This is a genomic window from Streptomyces sp. NBC_01283 (assembly GCF_041435335.1).
Lineage (GTDB): Bacteria > Actinomycetota > Actinomycetes > Streptomycetales > Streptomycetaceae > Streptomyces.
In genome coordinates this window covers 8,290,148-8,314,134 of sequence record NZ_CP108430.1, presented here as the reverse complement: position 1 = coordinate 8,314,134, position 23,987 = coordinate 8,290,148, and the positions used below count along the sequence as shown (strand labels likewise).

16 protein-coding genes are annotated in these 23,987 nt (G+C 71.5%); 10 read left to right on the top strand and 6 right to left on the bottom strand.

Annotation, left to right across the window (positions count from 1 at the left end; translation table 11 throughout):
- Window positions 1-14 precede the first annotated feature (14 nt).
- Window positions 15-1,058, top strand: a complete 1,044-nt coding sequence (arsB, locus tag OG302_RS37680; RefSeq protein WP_371750353.1) for an ACR3 family arsenite efflux transporter — start codon at window positions 15-17, stop codon at window positions 1,056-1,058.
- Window positions 1,042-1,464 carry an arsenate reductase ArsC gene (locus tag OG302_RS37675; RefSeq protein ID WP_371530925.1) on the top strand — a complete coding sequence of 141 codons (423 nt, stop codon included), beginning with the start codon at window positions 1,042-1,044 and terminating at the stop codon, window positions 1,462-1,464. The genes arsB and OG302_RS37675 overlap by 17 nt, the downstream gene beginning before the upstream one ends.
- 299 nt (window positions 1,465-1,763) lie before the next feature.
- Here the strand turns inward: OG302_RS37675 and OG302_RS37670 are convergent, their stop codons facing one another.
- A complete protein-coding gene (locus OG302_RS37670) occupies window positions 1,764-2,759 on the bottom strand; it encodes a beta-ketoacyl-ACP synthase 3 (RefSeq protein WP_371530923.1) in 996 nt (331 codons plus the stop codon).
- Between the two features lie 627 nt (window positions 2,760-3,386).
- On the opposite strand from OG302_RS37670, the gene OG302_RS37665 reads away from it, so the two are divergent.
- Complete coding sequence (locus OG302_RS37665; RefSeq protein WP_371530921.1) at window positions 3,387-3,701, top strand: helix-turn-helix transcriptional regulator; 315 nt, start codon at window positions 3,387-3,389, stop codon at window positions 3,699-3,701.
- Between the two features lie 11 nt (window positions 3,702-3,712).
- A complete protein-coding gene (locus OG302_RS37660) occupies window positions 3,713-4,522 on the top strand; it encodes a 4'-phosphopantetheinyl transferase superfamily protein (RefSeq protein WP_371530919.1) in 810 nt (269 codons plus the stop codon).
- Window positions 4,523-4,575: 53 nt separating this feature from the next.
- On the opposite strand, the gene OG302_RS37655 is transcribed toward OG302_RS37660, so the two are convergent.
- The 5 genes from OG302_RS37655 to OG302_RS37635 are packed head-to-tail and all read right to left on the bottom strand — an operon-like array spanning window position 4,576 to window position 9,023.
- Window positions 4,576-5,490 carry an SDR family NAD(P)-dependent oxidoreductase gene (locus OG302_RS37655; protein WP_371530917.1) on the bottom strand — a complete coding sequence of 305 codons (915 nt, stop codon included), beginning with the start codon at window positions 5,488-5,490 and terminating at the stop codon, window positions 4,576-4,578.
- 21 nt (window positions 5,491-5,511) lie between these two features.
- On the bottom strand, window positions 5,512-6,546 hold the full coding sequence (locus OG302_RS37650) for an SDR family oxidoreductase (RefSeq protein WP_371530915.1): 1,035 nt from the start codon (window positions 6,544-6,546) through the stop codon (window positions 5,512-5,514).
- Window positions 6,543-7,868: an NAD(P)/FAD-dependent oxidoreductase gene (locus tag OG302_RS37645; protein ID WP_371530913.1), complete on the bottom strand. Its 1,326-nt coding sequence runs from the start codon at window positions 7,866-7,868 to the stop codon at window positions 6,543-6,545. Before OG302_RS37645 ends, OG302_RS37650 begins: the two co-directional genes overlap by 4 nt.
- 40 nt (window positions 7,869-7,908) lie before the next feature.
- On the bottom strand, window positions 7,909-8,775 hold the full coding sequence (locus OG302_RS37640) for a class I SAM-dependent methyltransferase (protein ID WP_371530911.1): 867 nt from the start codon (window positions 8,773-8,775) through the stop codon (window positions 7,909-7,911).
- Window positions 8,772-9,023 carry an acyl carrier protein gene (locus OG302_RS37635; protein WP_371530909.1) on the bottom strand — a complete coding sequence of 84 codons (252 nt, stop codon included), beginning with the start codon at window positions 9,021-9,023 and terminating at the stop codon, window positions 8,772-8,774. The genes OG302_RS37640 and OG302_RS37635 overlap by 4 nt, the downstream gene beginning before the upstream one ends.
- 412 nt (window positions 9,024-9,435) lie before the next feature.
- Between OG302_RS37635 and OG302_RS37630 the strand changes: the two genes are divergently transcribed.
- The 6 genes from OG302_RS37630 to OG302_RS37605 all read left to right on the top strand — a co-directional run bounded on the left by OG302_RS37630 (window position 9,436) and on the right by OG302_RS37605 (window position 23,985).
- Window positions 9,436-10,287 carry an alpha/beta fold hydrolase gene (locus tag OG302_RS37630; RefSeq protein ID WP_371530907.1) on the top strand — a complete coding sequence of 284 codons (852 nt, stop codon included), beginning with the start codon at window positions 9,436-9,438 and terminating at the stop codon, window positions 10,285-10,287.
- A gap of 138 nt (window positions 10,288-10,425) precedes the next feature.
- Window positions 10,426-16,518 carry an SDR family NAD(P)-dependent oxidoreductase gene (locus tag OG302_RS37625; RefSeq protein WP_371530905.1) on the top strand — a complete coding sequence of 2,031 codons (6,093 nt, stop codon included), beginning with the start codon at window positions 10,426-10,428 and terminating at the stop codon, window positions 16,516-16,518.
- Window positions 16,519-16,521: 3 nt separating this feature from the next.
- Window positions 16,522-20,484: a type I polyketide synthase gene (locus OG302_RS37620; RefSeq protein ID WP_371530903.1), complete on the top strand. Its 3,963-nt coding sequence runs from the start codon at window positions 16,522-16,524 to the stop codon at window positions 20,482-20,484.
- Window positions 20,466-21,482 (top strand): 3-oxoacyl-ACP synthase III family protein, encoded by a 1,017-nt coding sequence (locus OG302_RS37615; protein ID WP_371530901.1) that lies wholly within the window; start codon window positions 20,466-20,468, stop codon window positions 21,480-21,482. Before OG302_RS37620 ends, OG302_RS37615 begins: the two co-directional genes overlap by 19 nt.
- Window positions 21,479-22,942 carry an NAD(P)/FAD-dependent oxidoreductase gene (locus OG302_RS37610; protein WP_371530899.1) on the top strand — a complete coding sequence of 488 codons (1,464 nt, stop codon included), beginning with the start codon at window positions 21,479-21,481 and terminating at the stop codon, window positions 22,940-22,942. The genes OG302_RS37615 and OG302_RS37610 overlap by 4 nt, the downstream gene beginning before the upstream one ends.
- A complete protein-coding gene (locus OG302_RS37605; protein ID WP_371530897.1) occupies window positions 22,939-23,985 on the top strand; it encodes an AfsA-related hotdog domain-containing protein in 1,047 nt (348 codons plus the stop codon). The genes OG302_RS37610 and OG302_RS37605 overlap by 4 nt, the downstream gene beginning before the upstream one ends.
- Window positions 23,986-23,987 lie beyond the last annotated feature (2 nt).

The following is a 23,987-nucleotide window of genomic DNA, read 5'->3' as shown; positions in this document are numbered from 1 at the left end:
GGATCCTGATCGCCATGGCCGCCGGCCTCGGACTCGGCCGGCTGGTCCCCGGCCTGGGGGACGCACTGGCGAAGGTCACCGTCACCGGTGTCTCCCTGCCGATCGCGCTGGGCCTGCTGGTGATGATGTATCCGGTCCTGGCCAAGGTCCGCTACGACCGTCTCGAATCCGTCACGCGCGATCGCCGCCTGCTGATTCCCTCGCTGGTCCTGAACTGGGTGCTGGGTCCGGCCCTGATGTTCGCCCTCGCCTGGATCCTCCTGCCGGACCTGCCGGAGTACCGGACCGGCCTGATCATCGTCGGGCTCGCCCGGTGCATCGCGATGGTCATCATCTGGAACGACTTGGCCTGCGGCGACCGCGAGGCCGCCGCCGTCCTCGTCGCCCTCAACTCCGTCTTCCAGGTCCTGGCGTTCGGCCTGCTCGGCTGGTTCTATCTGTCCGTCCTGCCCGGCTGGCTCGGCCTTGCGACCACCGGCCTGGACGTGAGTGTGTGGGAGATCGCCCGATCGGTGTTGATCTTCCTGGGGATCCCGCTGGCTGCTGGGTTCGCGACCCGCAAGCTCGGCGAGAGAGCCAAGGGACGCGCTTGGTACGAGTCGGAGCTGATCCCGCGGATCGGCCCGTTCGCGCTGTACGGGCTGCTGTTCACGATCGTGGTGCTGTTCGCCCTGCAGGGCGAGGCGATCACCTCGCAGCCCCTGGACGTGGTGCGGATCGCGCTGCCGCTGCTTGTCTATTTCGCCGTGATGTGGGCCGGTTCCATGGCCCTGGGCAGAGCGGTCGGGCTCAACCATCCGCGGGCGACCACGCTGGCGTTCACCGCGGCGGGCAACAACTTCGAGCTCGCCATCGCGGTGGCCATCGCGACGTTCGGCGCGACCTCGGGGCAGGCGCTGGCCGGCGTCGTCGGACCGCTCATCGAGGTGCCGGTGCTGATCGCCCTGGTCCATGTCGCACTCTGGTCCCGCCGCTTCTTTGCCCACTCCCCCAGTCGGCAGGCCGACAACCCCCAGGCCGAGTCGACCACCGCCCAGGAGGATGCCACCCGTGTCTGACGCTCCCAAGCCGTCCGTACTGTTCGTGTGCGTGCACAACGCCGGACGCTCGCAGATGGCCGCAGCCTTCCTCACCCATCACGGCCAAGGGCGTATCGAGGTCCGCTCGGCGGGCTCGGCCCCGGCCGCCGGCGTGAACCAGGCTGTTGTCGCGGCGATGGCCGAGGTCGGCATCGACCTGTCCGCCCAAGTGCCCAAGGTCCTGACCCCGGAGGCTGTGCAAGCCTCCGACGTGGTGATCACCATGGGGTGTGGAGATGCCTGCCCGGTCTTCCCCGGCAAACGGTATCTGGACTGGCGTCTGGAGGACCCTGCTGGTCAGGGTGTCGAAGCCGTTCGCCCCATCCGTGACGAGATCGAGGGCCGGATCCGGGGGCTGCTGGCCGAGCTGCTGCCCCGGGGGTGACAGCAAGCCGTCCCGTCTCGTGGCGGCGTACTGGTTCCGCACGACCTCGCGATGGCCGAGGGCGATCCGGCTGGCTGCCGCTGATCGGGTCGAAGCCTGGATCGCATCGGTCGTGGCGGCACGTGACAAGCGTCCGGCTTCACGGGAGCCCGCTTTCACCCGCTTCTCATGAGGGCCGGGCCCGTCGATACCCATGGGCCGCTGAGGTTTCCCCACGACGACCAGGCCGCCCGCTAGCGGGAGTTGCACCTCCCCATCTGTCCACGCCCGCCCGCGTACATACCTCCCCCGCCGCCCCCTCACGGACAGGAAATCACCTGTGCCGCATAGCTGAGCCCCGCGCCGAACCCCATCAACAGGATCGGGTCCCCGGGCCGCACCTGGCCGAGGTCGATCAACCGCGACAGCGCCAAGGGCACCGACGCGGCCGAGGTGTTGCCGGTCTCCACGATGTCCCGTGCCACTGCGGCGTTGGTGGCACCGAGGCTCGTTGCCAGGCGCTCGATCATCCGCAGGTTCGCCTGGTGCGCCACGAAGCCCTTGAGGTCGGCCGGTGCGATCCCGGCGCGCGCACAGGCCGCCGCCGCCACCGCGGCCAGCTCCGAGGTCACCCAGCGGTAGACCGCCTGGCCCTGCATGGTCACGCTGCCGCGCCGGTCGGGGATGGCGACGAGACCGGCCTTGTCACCGTCCCCGCCCCACTCCACCGGGTGGATTCCCGCCCGCTCCGCGGCGACGACCACCGCGGCACCGGCTCCGTCGGCGAAGACGGTGGCGGTGTCCACGTCCTGCTGGTCCACCCAGTCGGTCATCCGCTCGGCCCCGATGACCAGGGCGCAGCGGCTGGTGCGGGCGCGGATGAGGCCGTCGGCGACGCCGAGGGCGTAACAGAAGCCGGCACAGGCCGCGTTGACGTCGAAAGCGGCGATGTGCGGGACGCCGAGGAGAGCCGCGACGGACGCCGCGCCGCTCGGCATGGGCGACGGCATGGAGCAGGTGGCAAGGACCAGCAGGTCGACGTCGGCGGGGACGAGACCCGCCGCCGAGAGCGCCTTCGCCGCCGCGCCCGCCCCCATCCCCGTGACGGTCTCCTCCGGTCCGGCGAACCGCCGCTCGCGGACACCCACCCGCCGCTCGATCCACTCAGCCGTGACGCCGAGGCCCTCGCCCAACTCCGTGTTGCTCACGACCCGTTCCGGGCGCACGCCGGCGACGGCCGCGATCCTGGATCCGGTTGCGGCGCCGACTCCGGTTGCGGCGCCGACTCCGGCCAGAGCAGATGAATCGGTCAACATACGGTCACCTCGAGCTGTCGGCGGCGGAGGAACCGGTGGGCACCGAGAATTCAGCCCTCCGGATCCCTGAATGAGGGGCGGTCCTTTTACACGGAGTCGTCAATTCCACTTGGTGAAGATTTTCCCTCGCCTCCGGCCGACTCGATACACGGACGCGAATCGAGAAGGGTGAGCGAATAGAAGGATCGCACTGCGGTTGCATTTCGCCATCCCTGCAAAGGATTCCGCGCAAGCACGGAAACACGCATGCCCGCACCTCGGCGACCACCACCGCGAGACCGGGCCGGACAGCTCCCCTCCTCGCCACGAACGCCCTTGTCAAGACAGGGCGTTGAGCGATCAACTAGTTACGATCGCGATCACTGGAGCTGCCGTCAATAGCGTGAACGGGCTACCGTCACGCCATTCCCACCCCTGGGCGTACTGACGTACATGCGCGTTGAATGCGGTTCCGACAAGCGGCCCCACTGTGGGAGTAGAGTGCGGGACAGGCACGTTCCAACGGCGACCGGCCAGTTCGGACGCTGCCTTATTTACTGTCGAGTCAACGGGGGATTGGCGGTTGCATCAAATAAATCGATCCGATTCCTCCCACGGTGACGACTGGCTCAAGGAGTTGGAGAGCGCATGCACGGGGACATTCAGGTCGGCGGAGGCGTCGAGAGACCAATAGGGGTCGGGGGCGGCCGCCTGGCATCGATGGAGCGGTCCGCTCTGCGGGTGCTGACGCCGAGGGAGCTCGAAGTGTTCGGCGTGCTGCCGGACGGCGAGGGGAACCGGGAGCTCGCCCGTCGGCTCGGCATCGCGGAGCGGACGGTCAAGGCACATCTGACCAGCATCACGAGGAAGCTGGGGCTGCGGTCCCGGGTGGAGGCCGCACTTCTCTCGGCGGAGTGGTCCGACGAACTCCGGGCCGGTCCGAAGGGCCTCGACAAACCGTAGTGACACCCTTAATGACTGATTCCCTTCCGGTGGGGGCGGCGGACGGGCCGCCCGGTCCTCATGCCGGTGCCACGGGCGATCCGCTCGACGCGGCGGACAAGACCGACCTCGTCGACGTGTGGACGCTGCGGATACCGGACCAGGCGGCGGCTGCCGCCGCCCGCGCCGGGATCCTCGACGCCGAAGAGACGGAGCGTGCCGCCGGGTTCCAGGACCCGGCGGCTCGTACGCGCTTCGTCACGTCTCACGTGGGGCTGCGCGTGCTGCTCGGCGCTCGTCTCGGGACCGCGCCGCAGGACATCGTCCTGATGCGCGAGCGGTGCGGAATGGCCGACTGCGAGAAGCCGCACGGGCGTCCCGCCGTCGCCGGTCGCCACGGGGTGCACTTCTCTCTCTCGCACTCCGGCGACTTCGCGTTGTACGCGCTGGCCGCATCGCCGGTCGGGGCCGACATCGACTCCGTGGACGTTGCCGGTGCCGGTCTCGAACGGATGGCCCGGCGCCTGCATCCCGACGAGACGCAGGCCCTCGACACCCTGCCCGCCACGGCGCGGCAGGAAGCTCTGCTCGGCTGCTGGGTGCGCAAGGAGGCCTTCCTGAAAGGCATCGGCACCGGGCTTCCCGCCGGGATCGGCGCTCATCACGTCGGCCTCGCCGAGGCAGTGGCCCCGCCCTGGGCACCGCCGGTGCCCGCCGGCTGGGCGCTCTTCGACGTGCCCGCGCCCGTCGGCCACCACGCGGCTGTCGCCCTGCGTCTCCAGGGCCCCGCCGGACGGAGTCGGCTCCCCACCATGCGTGCCTCCCGACTGCTGCTGGAGTGACTGGACGACAGACGAGGGCCGCGGATCTGCCGCGGCCCGTCGAGCCGGTGGACCTACTGCTCCGCCGCCGACTTGACCACTTTGTTCAGCCGGTGCATCCGGGTCGCCAAGCTCATCCGGCCCTCCAGGCGGAAAGCCGGCGGCTGCCGTCCGTCCACGTCGGCAAAGCCGTACTCGACAGCCAGGTCGCCCGTGCTGAGCACCTTGCCCGTGCGCTCCATCACCTCCGGGTCCGCGAGCAGGGCCGCGATCGCCCTTCCCACGTACTCCGGGGAGTGCACCACCGACGCGGGGCCGTCGCCCATGGCCTCCCAGGCCGCCTCCACCCGTTCCGTGCGCACGAAGCCCGGGTGCAGGGAGAGCGCCGCGACGCCCTTCTTGCGCAGGTCGGCGGCGAAACCCCGGCACATGCGGTCGGAGCCCGACTTGAACACGTCGTAGCCGACCTGGCCGAGGTAGATGTCGCCGTCGGAGAAGCTGATGCCGACGACCAGGCCGCTCTGCTGCGGCAGCATCAGCGGGACGAGCCTGCGGGTGACGTCGTACTGCGCGCGCAGCGACGTCTCGAACAGGTCGTACCGCCACATCGGCTGGTCCCAGAAGGGCGCGTCGAAACGGACCTCGGAGGAGCGTTCGTAGCCTCCCCAGGCGTTGTTGACCAGCAGGTCCAGCTTGCCGTGGTCGGACTGGACGCGGGCGGCGAGCGTCTCGTTGTCCGCGGCCGATCCGTGGTCGCAGCGCACGGCGATGCCCTTGCCGCCGCGCCGGGTGACCTCTTCGGCGGTGTCGTCCACCGTGCCGGGCAGTCCTTCGGTGCGCGCGCCGTCCCGAGTGCTGCGGCCCGTGACGTACACGGTGGCCCCGGCGGCGCCGAGCGCGAGCGCGATGCCGCGGCCCACGCCACGGCTGGCGCCCGTGACCACGGCCACCTTGCCGCCCAGATCCGGCGAGTTCCATTCCTCGTTCACAGCACTGTCCTTCCGTTCGTCCTAGCCGAGGTGCTCCGCCGCGTACTCCAGGCTCGTCAAGTACGCCGTGGTGTCGTCGACTTGTGGAATGCCGTAGCGCTCACGCAGCTCGGGCATGGAGGTGGGCAGCACACCGCCGCTGCACCGGGTGACCTCACTGACATCCCGCAGGACGGCCAGGAAGGAGCGGGTGCGCGGAGCCGTGTTCTCGATGGTGCCCGGGGCGAGCTCGTCGGCGTTCACCACCGGCGGCAGCGTCAGTGCGCGCCCCCGCCCAGCGGCGTGCTTGGCCAGCACCCGCAGACAGGCGTCGATGTCCATGGCCTCCGGGCCGTACGTCACCCAGAACTCGCCCGCGTCGTCGCCCAGTTCGATGGCGCGCAGCACCGACTTGGACAGCAGGTCCTGGGGGACGAAGTCCATCCGGATGCCCGGGTGGGCGGGGATGAAGGGCGCCTTGCCGCGGCCCAGCCAGTCCGACATCAGCTGGACGATCTGACCCTGCGAGGTCCAGCCCGTGGTGGAGTCGCCGATGAGGTTGGTGGGGCGGAATACCGTGTGCCGCACCCCGCTGTCCCGCAGGATCTGCTCCGCCCGCCGCTTGGAGCTGATGTAGTTGCGGCAGACGTTGTCCGCGCCGAGCGGTACGGGCGCGCCGTCCGCGAGGGCGGCGACGAACGCCGTGCTCATGAAGTGGACGGTGGCGTCCGCCCGTTCGGCGAACTCCGCGACCCGCCGGGTGCCCTCGATGTTGATCGGGAGGTACGCCTCGGCAGGCAGGCCCCACTCGGTCAGGCCCGCGGAGTGGATGACGACATCGACCTCGGCGGCGAGCGCCGCGTAGCTGTCCTCGTCGAGACCGAAGCGTTCCGCCGACATGTCCAGGCGCACCGATCGCCCGTCACCCGCCTCCGGCACCGGCGTGCTGTGGGTGGCGACGACGAACCGCGGGCCGTTCGGCTCCCGCAGGAGTGAGCGTCCGACCACTCCGGACGCGCCGGTCAGCAGGACGGTGGGGCGGTCGGCGCCGCTCCCCCCGCTAGGGGTTCGGCTCATGCGCGCGAATCCTTCCAGTCCATCAGCCGTGCCACGGCACGGGCTCCGGCGTACAGGACGGGGTCGGGCGGGAAGGAGGCGGGCGGCTTGCGCCGCTCGTCGTCGACGAACAGGAGCCGCGAGTGATCCGTGTCCTTGCCGAGCGTGAGGTCACGCAGGACCTTGCCGCCGGTGTGGGTGGCCGCGATGCCGTTGCCGCAATAGCCGTACCCGTACAGGATGTTGCCGCCGCCGAGCCTGCCGAAATGCGGGGCGAAGTCACGCACGACATCGGCGGTCCCGCCATAGGCGTAGCTGAACTCCACGTCGCCCCACATCGGGAAGAACCGCATGAACTCGCGGTGGATCTCCCGGTAGACCTCGGGCCGGTTCATGTTCCGCTGCCGCTTGTCCCTGCCGTAGTAGTACGGGGCCGGGCCGCCGGCGAACATGATGCGGTTGTCGTGGGTGAAACGGGCGCAGGTGAGCAGCGACTTGGCCTCGACCAGGCCCTCGCGCCCCTCCCAGTTCACACGTCCCAGCTGCGCTTCGGTGAGCGGCTCGCTCACCATCGCGTACGTCCAGATGGGGATGACCTTCCTGCGGAACGGCGGGAAGGCGTCCATGTGGACGTTGGTGGCCAGGACGACCTTGTCGGCCGTGATCTGTCCGCCGGCGGTCACGACGGTCGGCCGCACACCCGGTTCCACCCGCAGGCAGGGGGAGTTGTCGTAGATCGTCACGCCCTTCTCGCGCACCACACGGGCAATGCCGCGGGAGAGCTTGAAGGGGTTCACAAGCGCACCGCCGGTCCGCATGCTGCCGAGAACCGCGGGCGATCCGATGACGGCACGGGACTCCTCGCGCGGGAGGATCTCGGCCTGTGCGGCGCCCATGCGTTCGGCGAGAGCGCGGTCGTGCTCAAGCCGTTTGAGCTGGGCGGTGTCGGTGGCCACCATGAGGTAGTCGTTGGCCTCGTACTCCGCGTCGACGCGGTTCTTGCGAGCGAACCTGCCGATCTCCAGAATGGACCGGCCGACCGCCTGCGACGCCTCGAGCGCGCGCTGGAGACCGAATTGCTCCACCAGGGCCTGGATGTCTTTGCCGATGGTCGGCGTGACGAAACCATCGGCGCGACCCGAGGCGCCGTAGCCGGAGTAATTCGCCTCGACTATGCGGATGTCGAGTGCGGGCTCGGCCTCTTTGAGGAAATAGGCGGTCCAGAGTCCCGTGAACCCGCCGCCGACGATGCAGACATCGCAGTCGGCTCGTTCCCGGAGGGGGGCCTCGACGCTGACCTTTTCGGTGTCGTGCCAATAGACGACGTGCTTGTACGCGTTCAAATGAGTGCTCCTCGAGAGGACCCGCCGGTGGAGCTTTCGGTCACACGGCTTCGAGGATGATCCTCGACAGGCCCAGATGACGGTTCCTGAAGTGGCCGACCGTGGAGCTCAGATACCGCTCGTAGTGGGCGACGGTTTCCTCGCCGGCCACCTTCACGGCCTGGTCGCGGTTGGCCCGCAGCCGGTCGAACCATTCCTGGCAGGTGCGGCTGTAGTGATCCGGGTCGTTGCGCAGATGGACGACGTCAAAGCGCTTCTCGCTCGATTCGAGTACCTCGGAGAGCGCCGGAATTTCAGACTCCGGGAAGATGATGTCCATGATGAAAAGCAGGTCCCGCACGGTCTGCTTGTCCATCTGGACGTTGTTTCCCTTGATGTTCGTCTGGAGCGCGAGCCTGCCGCCCTTGGGCAGCCAGGCGCGGCAGCGCTCGAAGAACTCGCGGTACGCGGCGACTCGCTCGGCCCGGGACAGGCCGGTGCGCGCGAAATGCTCGAAGGCGCCGATCGAGATGATCGCGTCGTACTGCTCGGCGGGCTCGTGGTCGAGCCAGTTCTCCACCCGCACCTCGGTGCGCTCCAGTGCGAGTTCCCGCAGGTGGTCCGCTTGGCTGTCGCTGAGGGTGAGGCCTACGGCCTGCTCCACGCCGTACGTACGGACCAGCCGTTCGAGGAGGCTGCCCCATCCGCAGCCGACGTCGAGGACACGGCGCGCGCCGGCCGCCCGCGCGCCCTCGATGAGGTGGTCCAGCTTGCGCTTCTGGGCGCTCTCAAGCGTGTCGCCCTCGTCCCACAGCGCGCAGGTGTACGTGAGGTCCTTGTCCAGCCACAGCGCGAAGAAGTCGTTGGAGACGTCGTAATGGTGCTTGATGGAATCCGCGGTGGCGCCCTGGTAATCAAGGACCGTCACGCGGCTGCGCTGCCCTGCTTGGTCTCCTCGGCGAGCTTCACCAGGTCCGCGACCGTCTTCACGCTCGCGGCCCTGCTCTCGTCGAATTCGATCTCGAGGTCGTCCTCGATCGTGTAGACGATGTCGGCTATCTGCAGGCTCGACAGGCCCACGGAGTCAAACGCGGTGTCCTCGTTCAGCGTGTACGAATTCGCCTTGCTGCCGAGCTTCTTGGCAATGCGGACACATACTTCTTCAGCAGTGATCACGGGGCAGCCTTTCCGATGCGCGGTGATGAGATGACCGAGGTCGAGTGAGCCCGCGATCCGGCCGCCGGGCCAGGGGATCGAGAGCGCGATTTCGAGGTGACAGCCTCCGAGGTGCGATCTGAATACGCACGGCTCACCTCGCCCATGCACTCGTCCTTCACCTTGCGGCGGACGGCTCCGGCACGGGAGTTGCCAAGGTACCCACGGAGCCGCCGGACGGCCATTGCCCTAAAGGGCAATGATCATTCTGGGTCGAGTTGTTGCTGGCGAAAAAGGGTCTGAGATGTTTTGCTTACCCCGGCTCACCCACCCGAGCGGCTGCCACACCGCCCAACTGGGCAACCAGAGTTGCGTCCGGTACGAGCGTCCCTTCGCGACCCCCCGAATCTGTAGAGTTCCGAGGAGATGTGAAATGGCTGAGGTAGACCTTTCGGCTGGCACGGTGGAGTATCAGGACACCGGCGGCGAAGGGCCGGTCGTGGTCCTGCTGCACGGCGTCGCGATGGACGGTTCCCTGTGGCGGAACGTGGTGGCGCCTCTGCGGTCCGAATTCCGTTGTGTGGTACCGACGTTGCCCCTGGGCGGTCACCGTCGGCCGATGAAGCCCGACGCGGACCTGTCGATCGCGGGCGTGGCCCGGCTGGTGGCGGAATTCCTCGACCGGCTCGACCTGCGCGACGTCACGCTGGTCATGAGCGACTGGGGCGGCGCGCAGGCCCTGGTCGCGGAGGGCAGGGACGAGCGGATCGGGCGCCTCGTCATCACCTCGTGCGAGGCGTTCGACAACTTCCCGCCGGGCGTGCCCGGAAGCAACCTCCACACCTCGGCGAAGCTGCCGGGCGGCATCAACTTCGCCTTCAAGTCGCTGAAGTGGAAGCCGATGCGCCGACTGCCCATGACCTGGGGCTGGATGAGCAAGCGCCCGGTCCCCCACGAGGTGATGAACGCCTGGTTCGAGCCGCTGTGGACGTCCAAGGAGATCCGCCGCGACCTGCGCAAGTACGTGCTCGGGGTACCGCCGAAGAGTGAACTGCTCGGCTGGGCCGACAAGTTGCGCGACTTCGACCGGCCCGCGCTCGTGGTGTGGGCCGCCGAGGACAAGGTCATGCCGCCCGAGCACGGGCGCAGGCTCGCCGCGCTGCTGCCCAAGGGCCAGCACGTCGAGATCGAAGACAGTTACACCCTCATTCCCGAGGACCAGCCCGAAAAGCTCAGCGCACACATCCGCTCCTTCCTCCTGACGGGCACAGCCGCCTCCTCGTAGGAGGAGCCCCTGGAGGAGTGCCTCCCAGCAGGAGGACGGCATCCCACCAGGGCGGACGACGGAACTCTGTGGCCGCATCCCACTGCCCGGGAGCGGCGGCGAGGCGTGGGGGCGCAGGGAGACGACGTGGAGGACGGCATGGCTGACCCGATGGACGGCAAGACCCGGCGAGCAGCACCGGCCGAAGAGACGCGGGCCGAAAAGGTGCGGGCCGAAGAGGTGCAGGCCGGGGAGTCCGGTTCTGCGGGAGGCTTCGCGGAGCGCCTGGCCGGGCTGCCGCCCGGCCGCCGCCCGGCGGCCCTTCTCGACCTGGTCCGCGAGGAGACCGCGGGCCTGGCGGGGACCGACCCGCTGGACGTCGACCCGGAGCTGGCCTACCGCGACTACGGGTACAACTCTCTCGCGGCCGTGGAGCTGACCAGCCGGCTGAGCCAGGCCACCGGCCTCGAACTGCCCCTCACCCTGCTCTTCGACCACCCGACCGCGGCCGCCGTGGCGGAGCACCTGCTCGACCTGTTCGGCTTCGCCCACGCCGAGGGCGACGCGCCCAAGACGGAAGCAGCGGACGCCGGCGCGGAGCCGGGCCCCGACAACGACCCGATCGCCGTCGTGGGCATGGCGTGCCGCTACCCGGGCGGCGTGACGTCCCCCGCCGACCTGTGGGACGTGGTGGCCGCCGGGCGCGACGCCGTATCGGAGTTTCCGCGCGACCGGGGATGGGACCTCGGCGGTCTCTTCTCCACCGACCCCGAGCAGCCCGGCACCAGCTACGCCCGCACCGGCGGATTCCTGGACCCGGTGGCCGACTTCGACGCGGAGTTCTTCGGCATCGCGCGCCGCGAGGCACTCGCGATGGACCCCCAGCAGCGGCTGCTCCTGCAGACCGTCTGGGAGTCCCTGGAGAACGCGGGCATCGACCCCGGCCGCCTGAAGAAGTCGCGGACCGGCGTGTACGTGGGCAGCAGCGGCCAGGACTACGAGAACGTGGCGCGCTCCGGCCCCGGCGAACTGGAGGGCTACTGGGGCATCGGCTCCGCGGGGAGCGTCCTGTCCGGCCGGGTCGCCTACGCCTTCGGCTTCGAGGGCCCGGCTCTCACCGTCGACACCGCCTGCTCGTCGTCCCTGGTGGGCGTGCACCTTGCCGTGCAGGCACTGCGCCGGGGCGAGTGCACGCTCGCGGTGGCGGGTGGCGCCACCGTCATGGCCACGCCGAAGGTCTTCACCGAGTTCAGCAGGCAGCGCGCCCTCTCGCCGGACGGCAGGTGCCGTTCGTACGCGGAGGCCGCCGACGGCACCGGGTGGGCCGAGGGCATCGGCGTCGTCCTGCTCGAACGCCTCAGCGAGGCCCGCCGCAACAACCACCGCGTCCTCGCCCTCATCCCGGGCACGGCGGTCAACCAGGACGGCGCAAGCAACGGCCTGACCGCCCCGAACGGCGGCTCCCAGCAGCGCGTCATCACCCAGGCGCTCGCCGACGCCGGGCTGCGCCCCCGCGAGGTCGACGCGGTCGAGGGGCACGGCACCGGCACCACCCTCGGCGACCCCGTCGAGATCGACGCCCTCGCGGCCGTCTTCGGCCAGGACCGTCCCGCCGGGCAGCCGCTGCGGCTCGGCTCCCTCAAGTCCAACATCGGGCACAGCCAGGCCGCCGCGGGCGTCGGCGGCCTGATCAAGATGGTGCAGGCGCTCCGTCACGAGGTACTCCCCCGGACCCTGCACGTCGACCGGCCCACACCCAAGGCCGACTGGTCCGACGGTTCGGTGTCCCTGCTGACCGAGGCCGCCCCGTGGCCGCGCGGCGAGCGGGTCCGCCGGGCCGGGGTGTCAGCCTTCGGGGTGGGCGGGACGAACGCTCACGTTCTCGTGGAGGAGTCGCCCGCCGCACAGGCGGAGACGCCTGCCATACAGACAGATACGCCCGCGCCCGAGAGCCGGACCTCATCATCTGAACTCCCCTCCCCCTCCCCCGCCTTCGCGACATCTCCCGTGGTGCCGTGGGTGCTGTCCGCCAAGACACCGGCCGCTCTGCGCGCCCAGGCCGGACGCCTGCACGCCCACCTCACCACCGCACAGCCGGAGGCCACCCCCACCCAGGTCGGCGCCGCCCTCGTCCACACCCGCGCCCATTTCGACCACCGCGCCGCCCTCACCGGCACCACCCGCGCCGAACTCCTCGCCGCGGTCGCCGCGGTGTCCCGGGGCGATGAGGCGGACCAGGTGACCCGGGCCCGCGCCCGTACCGGAAAGACCGTCTTCGTCTTCCCCGGCCAAGGCTCCCAGTGGATCGGCATGAGCCGTGAACTCGCCGCCGCCCACCCGGTGTTCGCCGACGAGCTCAGCGCATGCGCCGACGCGCTCGCGCCCTACACCGACTTCTCGCTCGGCGATGTCCTGAGCGGGGCGGCGGGCGCTCCTTCGCTGGAGCGGGTGGAGGTCGTGCAGCCCGCGCTCTTCGCGGTGATGGCGGCGCTCTCCGCGCTCTGGCGCCGGCATGGCGTCCACCCCGACGCCGTGGTCGGGCACTCGCAGGGCGAGATAGCCGCCGCGTACGTCGCCGGGGGTCTCTCGCTCCAGGACGCCGCCCGCGTCGTGGCGCTGCGCAGCAAGGCCATCGCCGAGATGGAAGGGCGCGGTGGCATGGCGTCGGTGACGGCGTCGCCCGAGCGGCTGCTGCCGCTCCTGCGGGACTGGGACGGACTCATATCCGTCGCCGCCGTCAACGGCCCGTCGTCCCTGACGGTTTCGGGGGAGTCCGACGCGCTGGACGCGCTGCTCGCCCGCTGCGCCGCCGAGGACATCTGGGCCCGCCGCGTCCCCGTCGACTACGCCTCGCACTCCCCCCAGGTCGAATCGCTGAAGGAGCGTCTGGCGGACGTTCTGGCACCGATATCGCCGCGCTCCGGCGAGGTGCGCTTCCTCTCCACGGTCACCGCCGACGAGTTCGACACCAGCGGCCTCGACGCCGACTACTGGTACCGGAACCTGCGCCGGACCGTGCGGTTCGAGGAGGTCGTCCGCGCGCTGCTCGACCAGGGGCACACCACGTTCATCGAGATCAGTCCGCACCCGATCCTCACCTTCGCCGTGGAACAGACGGTGGAACAGACCTTGGTGGAGGCAGGCGGAAGGGAGAGCGGTCCCGGCCGGGGCGGTGCGGTCGTCCTCGGCTCGGCCCGGCGCGAGCAGGAACAGGCGCAGTTCACCGCCTCGCTCGCCGCCTCGCACGCCCACGGGGTGCCCGTGGACTGGGATGCGGTGTTCGACCCGGCCACCGCGCGCGACATCGAACTCCCCACGTATGCCTTCGAGTCCACGCGGTACTGGGCGGCGCCCCGGCCAGCCACGGGCGGCATCGGGGAAGCGGGGCTGCACCCCACCGGGCACCGGCTCCTGGCCGCCGGAGCCGAACTCGCCGACGGCAGCGGGTGGGTGTTCACCGGGCGCGTCTCACGGGACACACATGGCTGGCTTGACGACCACGCGGTTTACGGCACGGTCCTGCTGCCGGGCACCGCCTTCGTGGACATGGCCGTCCTGGCCGCCTCGTACGCCGGGTGCGACGTGGTCGAGGAGCTGACGCTGGAGGAGCCGCTGGTGCTGCCCGATCAGGGCGCCGTCGACCTCCAGGCATCGGTCGGTGCTCCGGACGCCCAGGGGCGGCGGGCGGTGGCGGTCCACTCCCGGCCGGCCGACGCGACGGGCGACGAGGCATGGACGCGCCATGCCGGCGGCTTCCTCGCGCCCGCACCGGCTCAGGGCGACAGCTCTCCCGGCCCCGTCTCCTGGCCACCGAAGGGCGCCGAGCCGCTGGACGTCGACGGCCTCTACGACCGGCTCGCCGACCGGGGCTTCGGATACGGCCCCGTATTCCGCGGACTGCGTGCGGCCTGGCGGCACGACGGTGTCCTCCTCGCCGAGGTGGACGCCGCGGCGGCCGGGGGCAGCGCGGATGCCGGGGGACGTACGGATGCCGGGGGCAGCGCGGATGCCGAGGGGCATGGGGTGCACCCCGCCCTGCTCGATGCCGCGTTCCACGCCCAGCTGACGGAACTGGCCGGTGCCGACGGGGCGTCCGGGCAGGCCTGGCTGCCGTTCACCTGGTCCGGTGTGCGCGTCCTGCGGCCGGGCGCCACACACCTGCGGGTGTCCCTCACCCCGCTCGGCGAAGGCACCGTACGCATGTCCGCGGTCGACGCCGCGGGCCGCACCGTGGTCACCGTCGACTCGGTCGTGGCCCGCCCGGTGGATCCGTCCCGCCTGGCCGGTACGCGCGGCCCCGCCGACTGCCTCTACCGAGTGGACTGGCAGGCGGCACCAGCCCCCGGCCCGGCCGTCACGTCCGGGAATTGGGCAGTCCTGGCCGAGGACGGGGCGACCATGGCGCGCCCGGATGACGTGAGCGGTCCGGGAGTTCCTGCCCCGCGGCTTGCCACCTACCTCTCCCTGTCTCACCTGGCCGATGCGGTGGACGCAGGCGGAGCCGTGCCGGACACCGTCGTCGCGTTCGTGCCCGCGGCGCACGGCACACCCACCGCGGAGGCGGCTCGCTCCCGTGCCCACCACACCCTGGCGCTGTTGCGCGGCTGGCTGGCCGACCAGCGGTTCGCCGACGCGCGCCTGGTGCTGGTCACTCGGAACGCCGTGGCCACCGCTCCCGGCGCGGCCGTCGCCCCCGACCTCGCGCCCCTGTGGGGACTGGTGCGCACCGCGCAGTCGGAGCACCCCGGCCGTTTCATGCTCGTCGATCTCGACGACGCCTCCGGCGATCCGGCACGCGTCCTGCCCCTCGCGCTCGCCGTCGAGGAGCCCCAGGTCGCCCTGCGCGGCGGCGCGCCCCATGTACCCCGTGCCGTCCGGGTCCGCGGCGCCCTTGGCGAAGCGCTCCCCTTCGCCCCGGACGGCACGGTACTGATCACCGGAGGCACCAGCGGACTCGGCGCCCAGCTGGCCCGGCACCTCGCCGCCGAACAGGGCGTCCGGCATCTGCTCCTGGCCAGCCGCCGCGGCCCGGACGCCGATGGCGTGCCGGAGCTGACGGCGGAACTGGCCGGTCTCGGCGCCCAGGTCGCCGTCGCGGCCTGCGACATCACGGACCGGTCGGCGACAGCGGCGCTCCTCGCATCGATCGACGCCGCACATCCGCTGACCGCCGTCATCCACTCCGCGGGCACGCTGGACGATGGTCTCCTGGAGGCGTTGACGCCCGAGCGCCTGGATCACGTGCTGCGGCCCAAGGTGGATGCCGCCCTGCACCTGCACGAGCTGACCAAGTCCCTGCCCCTCACGGCGTTCGTGCTGTTCTCCTCGGTCGCCGGAACCATCGGCGGCTCGGGACAGGGCAACTACGCGGCGGCCAACACGTTCCTGGACACCTTCGCGCAGTGGCGGCGCGCCCAGGGGCTGCCCGCGCTCTCGCTGGCGTGGGGCCTGTGGGCGGAAGCGAGCGACATGACCAAGCACCTCGGGGACGCCGAGGTGGCCCAGTTGAGCAGGTCGGGGCTCGCGCCGCTCGGCACCGCCGAAGGGCTGCGCCTGTTCGACGCGGTGCACGGCACGGAAGACGCGTTGCTGCTGCCCGCCCGGCTCGACCTGGGCGCCCTGCGTGCCCAGTCCCGCGAAGGCTCGCTGCCCGCTGTTCTGCGAGCCCTGGTACCGGCCGCGCAGGGACCCGCCGTCCGGCCGGGCGGGGAGCTGGTCGCGCGTCTCGCGGCCGCCGTGCCCGAAGAGCGGGGCGCGCTGGTGCTCGCGGCAGTCGCCACGGAGGTCGCCGTGGTCCTCGGGTACGAGGGCTCCGGCGCCGTCGACCCGGAACGCCCTTTCAAGGAACTGGGCCTGGACTCCCTGGGCGCGGTGCGGCTGCGCAACCGGCTGAGCCAGGTCACCGGCCTCACCCTGCCGTCCACCCTGGTCTTCGGCCACCCGACGGTTCCCGCTCTCGCCGCGCACCTGGCCGCACTGCTCGACGAACGGGCCGCCGGGGACCAGGCGGAGGGGGCGTCCGGTGTGCACGCGGATCTGGACCGCCTCGCCGAGCTGCTCCCTTCGGTCGCCCAGGCCGAGGTGTCGGCCGTCCGCACCCGGCTGCGGTCCCTGCTCGCGACGCTCGACGACCAGGGCGGCGAGTACGGCGAGTACGGCGACGACAGCGGCGGCCCTCGCAGGGATCGCATCGACGCGGCATCCGCCGACGACCTGTTCGACCTGATCGACAACGACTTGGGGGTGGGGTGAGCCATGTCCGACGATGACAAGACACTGCGGTACCTCAGGCGTGTCACCGCCGAACTGCAGGACACCCGTGCGCGGTTGCGGCAGGCCGAGCAGCGCGCGTACGAGCCGGTCGCCGTGGTCGGCATGGCCTGCCGCTATCCCGGCGGCGTGAACTCTCCCGACGCCCTGTGGGACCTGGTCGCGGCCGGGCGCGACGTGGTCGCGGACTTCCCCGGGGACCGTGGCTGGGACCTGGAGCGGCTCTTCCACGAAGACCCGGATCACCCTGGCACGACGTACGCCAGGGCCGGCGGATTCCTGGAGGGGGCGACGGAGTTCGACGCGGAGTTCTTCGGCATCGGACGCACCGAGGCCCTGGCCATGGACCCGCAGCAGCGGCTGCTCCTGCAGACCGCCTGGGAGTCCCTGGAGGACGCGGGCATCGGCCCGGGAGACCTGCGCGGCTCGCGGACGGGTGTGTTCGTGGGGACGACGGGCCAGGACTACGCGCAACTGGCGCGTACGGGGCCGGACGAGCTGGAGGGCTACTGGGGCATCGGCTCGGCGGGCAGCGTGCTCTCCGGCCGTGTCTCGTACGTCCTGGGGTTCGAGGGACCGGCCCTCACCGTGGACACGGCCTGTTCGTCGTCACTGGTGGGCGTGCACCTGGCGATCCAGGCGCTGCGCCACGACGAGTGCTCATTGGCTCTGGCGGGCGGCGTGACGGTGATGTCCACGCCGGGCGTCTTCACCGAGTTCAGCAGGCAGCGCGCCCTCTCGCCGGACGGCAGGTGCCGTTCGTACGCGGAGGCCGCCGACGGCACCGGGTGGGGCGAGGGGGTCGGCATCGTCCTGCTCGAACGCCTCAGCGAGGCCCGCCGCAACAACCACCGTGTCCTGGCGGTCATCGCGGGCTCCGCGGTCAACCAGGACGGCGCCAGCAACGGCCTGACCGCCCCGAACGGCGGCTCCCAGCAGCGCGTCATCACGCAAGCCCTCGCCGCGGCACGGCTGCGTCCCGACGACATCGACGCGGTCGAGGGGCACGGCACCGGCACCACCCTCGGCGACCCCATCGAGATCGACGCCCTCGCGGCGGTGTACGGACGCGAGCGAACCGCCGACCCGCTGCGACTGGGCTCCCTCAAGTCCAACATCGGGCACAGCCAGGCCGCCGCGGGCGTCGGCGGCCTGATCAAGATGGTGCAGGCGCTGCGGCACGAAGTACTGCCCCGGACCCTGCACGTCGACCGGCCCACGCCCAAGGCCGACTGGTCCGGCGGCGCCATCTCCCTGCTGACCGAGGCCACCGCATGGCCGCGCGGCGAGCGGGTCCGCCGGGCGGGGGTGTCCTCGTTCGGCATCAGCGGCAGCAACGCGCACATCGTGGTGGAGGAGGCACCACTCGACGGATCCCTCGATGCCGGGACGGGCCCCGAACCGGAGACCCTCCCCGTGGTGCCGTGGGTGCTGTCCGCCAAGACGCCGGCCGCCCTGCACGCCCAGGCCCGCCGCCTGCACACCCACCTCACCACCGCACAGCCGGAGGCCACCCCCGCCCAGGTAGCCGCCGCCCTCGCCCACACCCGCACACACTTCGACCACCGCGCCGCCCTCACCGGCACCACCCGCGCCGAACTCCTCGCCGGGCTCGCGGCGTTCGGCGCGGGACACCTGCCGGGCAACGCCGTCCTGGGGACAGCGGCGCGAGCGCGCAAGACCGCCTTCCTGTTCTCCGGGCAGGGGTCCCAGCAGGTCGGCATGGGCAGCGAACTCGCCACTGCCCACCCGGTGTTCGCCGATGCCCTGGACGGGGTCCTCGCCGAGCTCGACCGGCATCTGGAGCTGCCCCTGCGCCAGGTGATGTCGGCCCCCGACGGCACCCCCGAGGCGGAGTTGCTGCACCGCACGGGCTGGACGCAGCCGGCCCTGTTCGCCCTGGAGGTGGCGCTCTACCGCCTCCTGGAGTCGTGGGGTTACACCCCGGACTTCCTGATGGGCCACTCGGTCGGCGAGCTGTCCGCCGCGCATGTGGCCGGGGTCCTGTCCCTGTCCGACGCGAGCACCCTGGTCGCCGCGCGCGGCCGGCTCATGCAGGCCCTGCCCGAGGGCGGTGCGATGGTCGCCCTGGAGGCGACGGAGGACGAGGTACTGGAACACCTGCGCGGCCACGACCACCTGGCCGTCGCCGCCGTGAACGGGCCCCGCTCGGTCGTCGTGTCCGGCGCCGCCCGTCCCCTCGCGGACTGGTTGCGACCATGGCAGGAGCAAGGCCGCCGCACCCGCCGGCTCCACGTGAGTCACGCCTTCCACTCCCCCTTGATGCGGCCCGTGCTGGACGAACTGGCCGCCGTGGCAAGCGACTTGAGCTACCACGCGCCGACCCTGCCGATCGTCTCGAACGTGACGGGCGACCTCGCCGACGCGTCCGCTCTGGCCACACCCGGCTACTGGGTGCGTCACGCCGAGCGCCCCGTCCGCTTCCACGACGGGGTGCGCCGCCTGGAGGCCGCGGGGGTGACGGCGTTCCTGGAGCTCGGGCCGAGCGGCGTACTGACCTCGATGACCCGGCACGCCCTGCACGACCCGGCCGCCGCGGTGCTCGCTCCCGCTCTCGACGGGCACGCGCCCGAACCCGCCGCGCTCATGACGGCGCTCGCCGAACTGCACACGCACGGCGCCTGCGACCTGCGGGCCCTCCTCTCCCGGTCCGCGGCCCGCCAAGTGCCCCTTCCCACGTACGCCTTCCAGCCGCGCCGCCACTGGATCGACGTGCCGCAGACCGTACGGAACACGGATCCCGGCCCCTCGACGGACCAGGTGCCCTCGGCGCCGCCCGCACAGGAGCAGCCGTACCCCGATACGCCGGCGCACCAGGAGCAAGACGTCCTCGACCTGGTCCGCACCCAGGCGGCCCTCGTCCTCGGCTACGAGGACGGCGGGTGCATCGACCCGGACCTGACGCTGCTGGAGCTCGGCATCGACTCGCTCGGAGCCGTCCGCTTCCAGCGGCGGCTGGCTTCGGTCACCGGCCTCGACCTTCCTGCCACCCTCCTGGTCGACCACCCCACCACGGGGGCCCTCGCGGAGCATCTGCGGCCGCTGCTCGCTCCGAGCGACACGAGCGGAACGAGCGGCACGAGCGGTCCCGCCGACACGAGCGGTCCCGCCGACCTGCTCAGGGATCTGCATCAGCGAGGACGGCTCACGGACGCGGTGCCGCTGCTCCAGGCGGCCGCCGCGGACCGCCTCGCCTTCAGCAGGGCCGAACGGCCCGGGAGCCCGCAGGATTCGGTGCTGGTGGCCCACGGCCCGGCCGCGCCCATGGTGGTCTGCGTGCCGTCCTTCCTGGCCGGATCGGGCCCCCACCAGTTCGCGCGGTTCGCCGCCGGGTTCGCCCGCCGTCCGCGGATGTCGGCGCTCACCCTGCCCGGCCTCGGCGCATCGCCGCTGCTGCCCGGCTCGTGGCGGGCGGCGGTCGACAGCCTGGCCACCACCGCCCTGCACACGGCGGACGGCGCCCCTCTCGTCCTCGTCGGGCACTCCATCGGCGGCGCCCTGGCGCACGCCGCCGCCGCGTCGCTGGAACGCGCGGGACACCGGGTCGAGGGGGTCGTGCTGATCGACACGTACGAGCCCGAACCCGCCCAGCAGCAAGCGGTGTTCGCCTGGGCGATGGGCCGCATTCTCGACCGGGACGGCGCGCCCGCCGAACTCGGCGACGACGGCGTGCTGGCCATGGGCGGCTATCTGCGGCTCTTCGACGACTGGACGGCCGACCGGCTGACGGCTCCCGTGCTGCTCCTGACCGCAGAGCAAGGGCCCGACGCTCCCGACAGCGCCGCCTGGCGGTTCTGGCAGTCCGCGAACACCGTCATGCCCGTCAGCGGCGACCACTTCTCGCTCCTCGAGGAGCACGCCGCCCACACGGCACGCACCGTCGAGGACTGGCTTCGAAAGGAACTTTCATGCAGCCCGTCGGCATAGTCGACTTCGGGAGCCATCTGCCCGAGAACGTGGTGGGGCCAGAGTTCTTCCTGAACGAGAACGCCCCGGTTGACCCACTCGCCAACACCCCCTTGTTCCGCGTGCCCCCGACCCGGCACCACGTCGCCCCCGGCGAGCGGGCCGCCGACATGATCGCGAAAGCGGCCCGGCCGGTCTTCGAGCGCCTCGGCAAGGAGCCCGCGGGCCAGGTCGACGTCCTGCTGACGAACGTGCTGCTGCCGGACGAGCCGTTCATGGGCGTCGGCGCCCAGGCCGCGCACGCCCTCGGCATCGATCCCGAGTGGATCGTGGACCTGCACAACGGCGGCTGCGCCTCGTTCCCGTACATGCTCTCGCTCGCCCAGAAGATCATGGCTGACGGAGGAGCACGCACCGCGCTGGTCGCCAACGTGCAGAACACCGCGGGCCAGATGTTCGCCCAGTCCGAGGTGCGCAAGCTGTCGCACGCACCGATTCCCGGAGACGGCTGCGGAGTGGCCTACCTGGAGGCCGGCGCGGGCTCGCCGATCCTTGGCGTGCGGACCCGCAGCATCCCGGCGTACTCCGTGGACCTCGGCATCAAGACCCCGGACGGGCGCAAGTACTGGGAGCCGGGCGAGGGCCAGATGGACATCGGCTTCGACGCCGGCAAGGCGGCGGAGATTCTCCAGCGCGGCAACACCCTGGTGCCCGAACTCGTCGGAAAGCTCTGCTCCGATCTCGGGGAGCAGCCGTCCGACATCGACGTACTCGTCACGAACCAGCCCAACCGGATCTTCCTGAAGAACTGGCGCCAGGCCCTGAAGCTGGACGCGTCACGGCACCTGGACACCTTCGACCGCTACGGAAACCTGTACGGCGCCGCCGTGCCCGTCACCCTCGACCGGGCGGCCCGCGCGGGAACACTGCGCGAGGGCGACCTCGTGGTGATGTCAGGGTTCGCGCACGCCGGGGACTTCGCGGCTGCCGCGGCCGTGCGCTGGAACGGTGCGTCATGAGCCGGCACTCCGAGCGGGCCGGGCAGCCCGGCGAGAGCAAGCCGTCCGACGCCAGGGAGACGTTCGCCCACGTTCAACGCCCCAGCGGAAGCGCGGAGTTCGACGTGATCATCGTCGGCGCGCGCTGCGCGGGAGCCACACTCGGCGCGCTCCTCGCGCGCCGCGGTCTGCGAGTCGCCGTGCTCGACCAGGCCACCGAGATCCGCTCGACCCTCTCCTCGAACATCCTCCAGGCCGACTCCCTGGCGTTCCTCGACCGCCTCGGCGTGATGGGGCAGCTGCGTGCGGCCGGGGTCACCACCATGAGCCACGTCGACATGCGCCTGGAGGAGTTCCGCTGCGTCGCCGCGTTCCCGCAGGAGCCCGGCGACGCGGGCGGCGCGGCGTGCATTCGCCGCGAGGTCCTCGACCCGGTCCTGGTGGACGCGGCCCGCGCATCCGGTGCCGAGGTACGGCTGGGCACCCGGGTGGTCGGGGTGATCCGTGAGGGCGGCCGGGTGACGGGGGTCCGGGCCGTGTCGGGGGGCGTCGAGACACCTCTGAGAGCCCGCCTGGTGGTCGGCGCGGACGGCCGGAACTCGAAGGTCGCCGAGGCGTGCGGCGCGCGCATGTACCACGTGAGCCCCGGCGAACGCAGCTACTACTGGACGTACTTCAAGGAGGCGGCCACCGGCCCCCGCCCGACGTTCGTCTTCCACCGCTGGGGCGATCGGCACATGCTGGGCGGCCCCGCCGACAACGGCCTCTACATCGTGGGGGTCTCCCCGCAGCAGCACGAACGGGAGAGCTTCCGCGCCGACCTGGACGGCTCCCTGCGGGCCCACGCGATGCGCTGCGCGCCGATCGCCGAGGCCGTCTCGGGAGCCACCAGGGCTAGCAAGATCTACGGCATCCGGCGCTTCTTCGGCTACTTCCGTGAAGCGGCGGGCGCCGGCTGGGTACTGCTCGGCGACGCCGGGCACTTCAAGGACCCGGCGGGCGGGCGCGGCATCGGTGACGCCTTCCACCAGGCGCAACGGCTCGCCGACGCGGTCGGTGACGCCATCGGATCGGGCGTCCGGCTCGACCGCGCCGTCGCGGAGTTCGGCCGCTGGCGGGACAGCACGTACGCCGAGTACTACGGCCTGGCGGCGGACCTCGGTGTGGCGGGACCCATCGCGGGCCTCGTCCCGCGGGTCGTGCGCGGGCTGCACGCGCACGGCAAGGTCGACGGAGTCCTCAACCTGCTGAGCCACCGTGCCTCCGTCCTGGAGGTCCTCACCCCCGCCCGGGTGCTCGGCGCCACGGGCGGGCACCTGCTGCGCGCCCCAGGCCAACGTCGCGCCACCCTGGGCGAGTTGGGTCGCCTTGCGACCACCGAGATCCGCCGCCGCGGCGCGATGCGCAAGCCCGTCTTCCAGAGCGGCCCGGTGCCGCGCCCCGTACAACAAGACACGCCCGAACCGGAGCTGAGCCGATGACCAGCACGATCCCGCACACCGCCGCGCGCGGCCAACTGCCGCCCCCGGGCGTCGAGCTGGCCTTCGAGCAGACGGTACCCCGCTCCCTCGCCCACCGCCGGCAGGTCGGCGAGGTGTTCGTCACCGACTCCGCCCAGGGGTCCGACGACGACTTCCACCTCTCCTTCCAGATCCCCCGCGCCCACAGCCTCTGGTCGGACCAACGGTCGGGTTTCCACGACCCGTTGGCGTCCGCGGAGGCCGCGCGCCAGTCCATCTTCGTGCTGCTGCACCGCCATGTCGGGGTGCCGGTCGGCCTGCCCTTCAGCCTCCAGCGGATCACGCTGCGGGTGACGGATCCGCAGGCGTACGCCACCGACGGGACCTCCGCGCTCCAGGGTTACCTGCACTACCGGGTCGCCGAACGTCAGGGGAAGGGCTCCGACGTGGTGAGCATGGTCCTCGAAGGAGTCATGGAGATCGGCGGACGCCCGGCGATGACCCTGAGCGCGGTGCTCGCCTTCATGTCGCAGGACGACTACGACATCTTCCGGGCCTTCCAGCGGGCTCAGAAGCCGGTGGCCGACGCCCGGCTGACACCCGTACGCCGGCTCGAAGCCCCCACAGTGGGGCGCGAGAACCCGCGCAACGTCGTCATCGGCCTGCCCGAACGCGAGGCACGGACACTCGACAGCGCATTCAGCTTCCTCCTGGCGGCCGACCCCCACCACCCCGCCTTCTTCGACCACGAGTACGACCACGTGCCGGGTCCCCTGATGGTCGAGGGCATGCGGCAGGCCGCTGTCGCCGCGGCCTGCCGGGCCGGGGCGATGGCCACCCCGCACGCCCTCGCCGTCGGCTGCGAGGCCGCCTTCCTGGACTTCGCCGAGTTCGAGGGCGACCTGGTGCACGAGGCGGAGGTCGGCGCCCCCGGCGCGGACGGCCGCATCCCGGTGGCCGTGGTCCTGCGGCAGTTCGGCAAGCCGGTCGTCGAAGGCCGCATCGACCTGCTTCCCGACGCGGCCCCGCGTCCCCAATCGACCGCGCGAGCTCACGGAGTCTGATC

Excerpts from the sequence above, each read along its gene's own strand:
- OG302_RS37675 (WP_371530925.1), top strand. The coding sequence starts at position 1,042 with ATGCCACCCGTGTCTGACGCTCCCAAGCCGTCCGTACTGTTCGTGTGC.
- OG302_RS37660 (WP_371530919.1), top strand. The coding sequence starts at position 3,713 with ATGACTGATTCCCTTCCGGTGGGGGCGGCGGACGGGCCGCCCGGTCCT.
- OG302_RS37630 (WP_371530907.1), top strand. The coding sequence starts at position 9,436 with ATGGCTGAGGTAGACCTTTCGGCTGGCACGGTGGAGTATCAGGACACC.
- OG302_RS37615 (WP_371530901.1), top strand. The coding sequence starts at position 20,466 with ATGCAGCCCGTCGGCATAGTCGACTTCGGGAGCCATCTGCCCGAGAAC.
- OG302_RS37620 (WP_371530903.1), top strand. The coding sequence starts at position 16,522 with ATGTCCGACGATGACAAGACACTGCGGTACCTCAGGCGTGTCACCGCC.
- OG302_RS37670 (WP_371530923.1), bottom strand. The coding sequence starts at position 2,759 with ATGTTGACCGATTCATCTGCTCTGGCCGGAGTCGGCGCCGCAACCGGA.
- OG302_RS37665 (WP_371530921.1), top strand. The coding sequence starts at position 3,387 with ATGCACGGGGACATTCAGGTCGGCGGAGGCGTCGAGAGACCAATAGGG.
- OG302_RS37650 (WP_371530915.1), bottom strand. The coding sequence starts at position 6,546 with ATGAGCCGAACCCCTAGCGGGGGGAGCGGCGCCGACCGCCCCACCGTC.
- OG302_RS37605 (WP_371530897.1), top strand. The coding sequence starts at position 22,939 with ATGACCAGCACGATCCCGCACACCGCCGCGCGCGGCCAACTGCCGCCC.
- OG302_RS37625 (WP_371530905.1), top strand. The coding sequence starts at position 10,426 with ATGGCTGACCCGATGGACGGCAAGACCCGGCGAGCAGCACCGGCCGAA.
- arsB (WP_371750353.1), top strand. The coding sequence starts at position 15 with ATGGCCGCCGGCCTCGGACTCGGCCGGCTGGTCCCCGGCCTGGGGGAC.
- OG302_RS37610 (WP_371530899.1), top strand. The coding sequence starts at position 21,479 with ATGAGCCGGCACTCCGAGCGGGCCGGGCAGCCCGGCGAGAGCAAGCCG.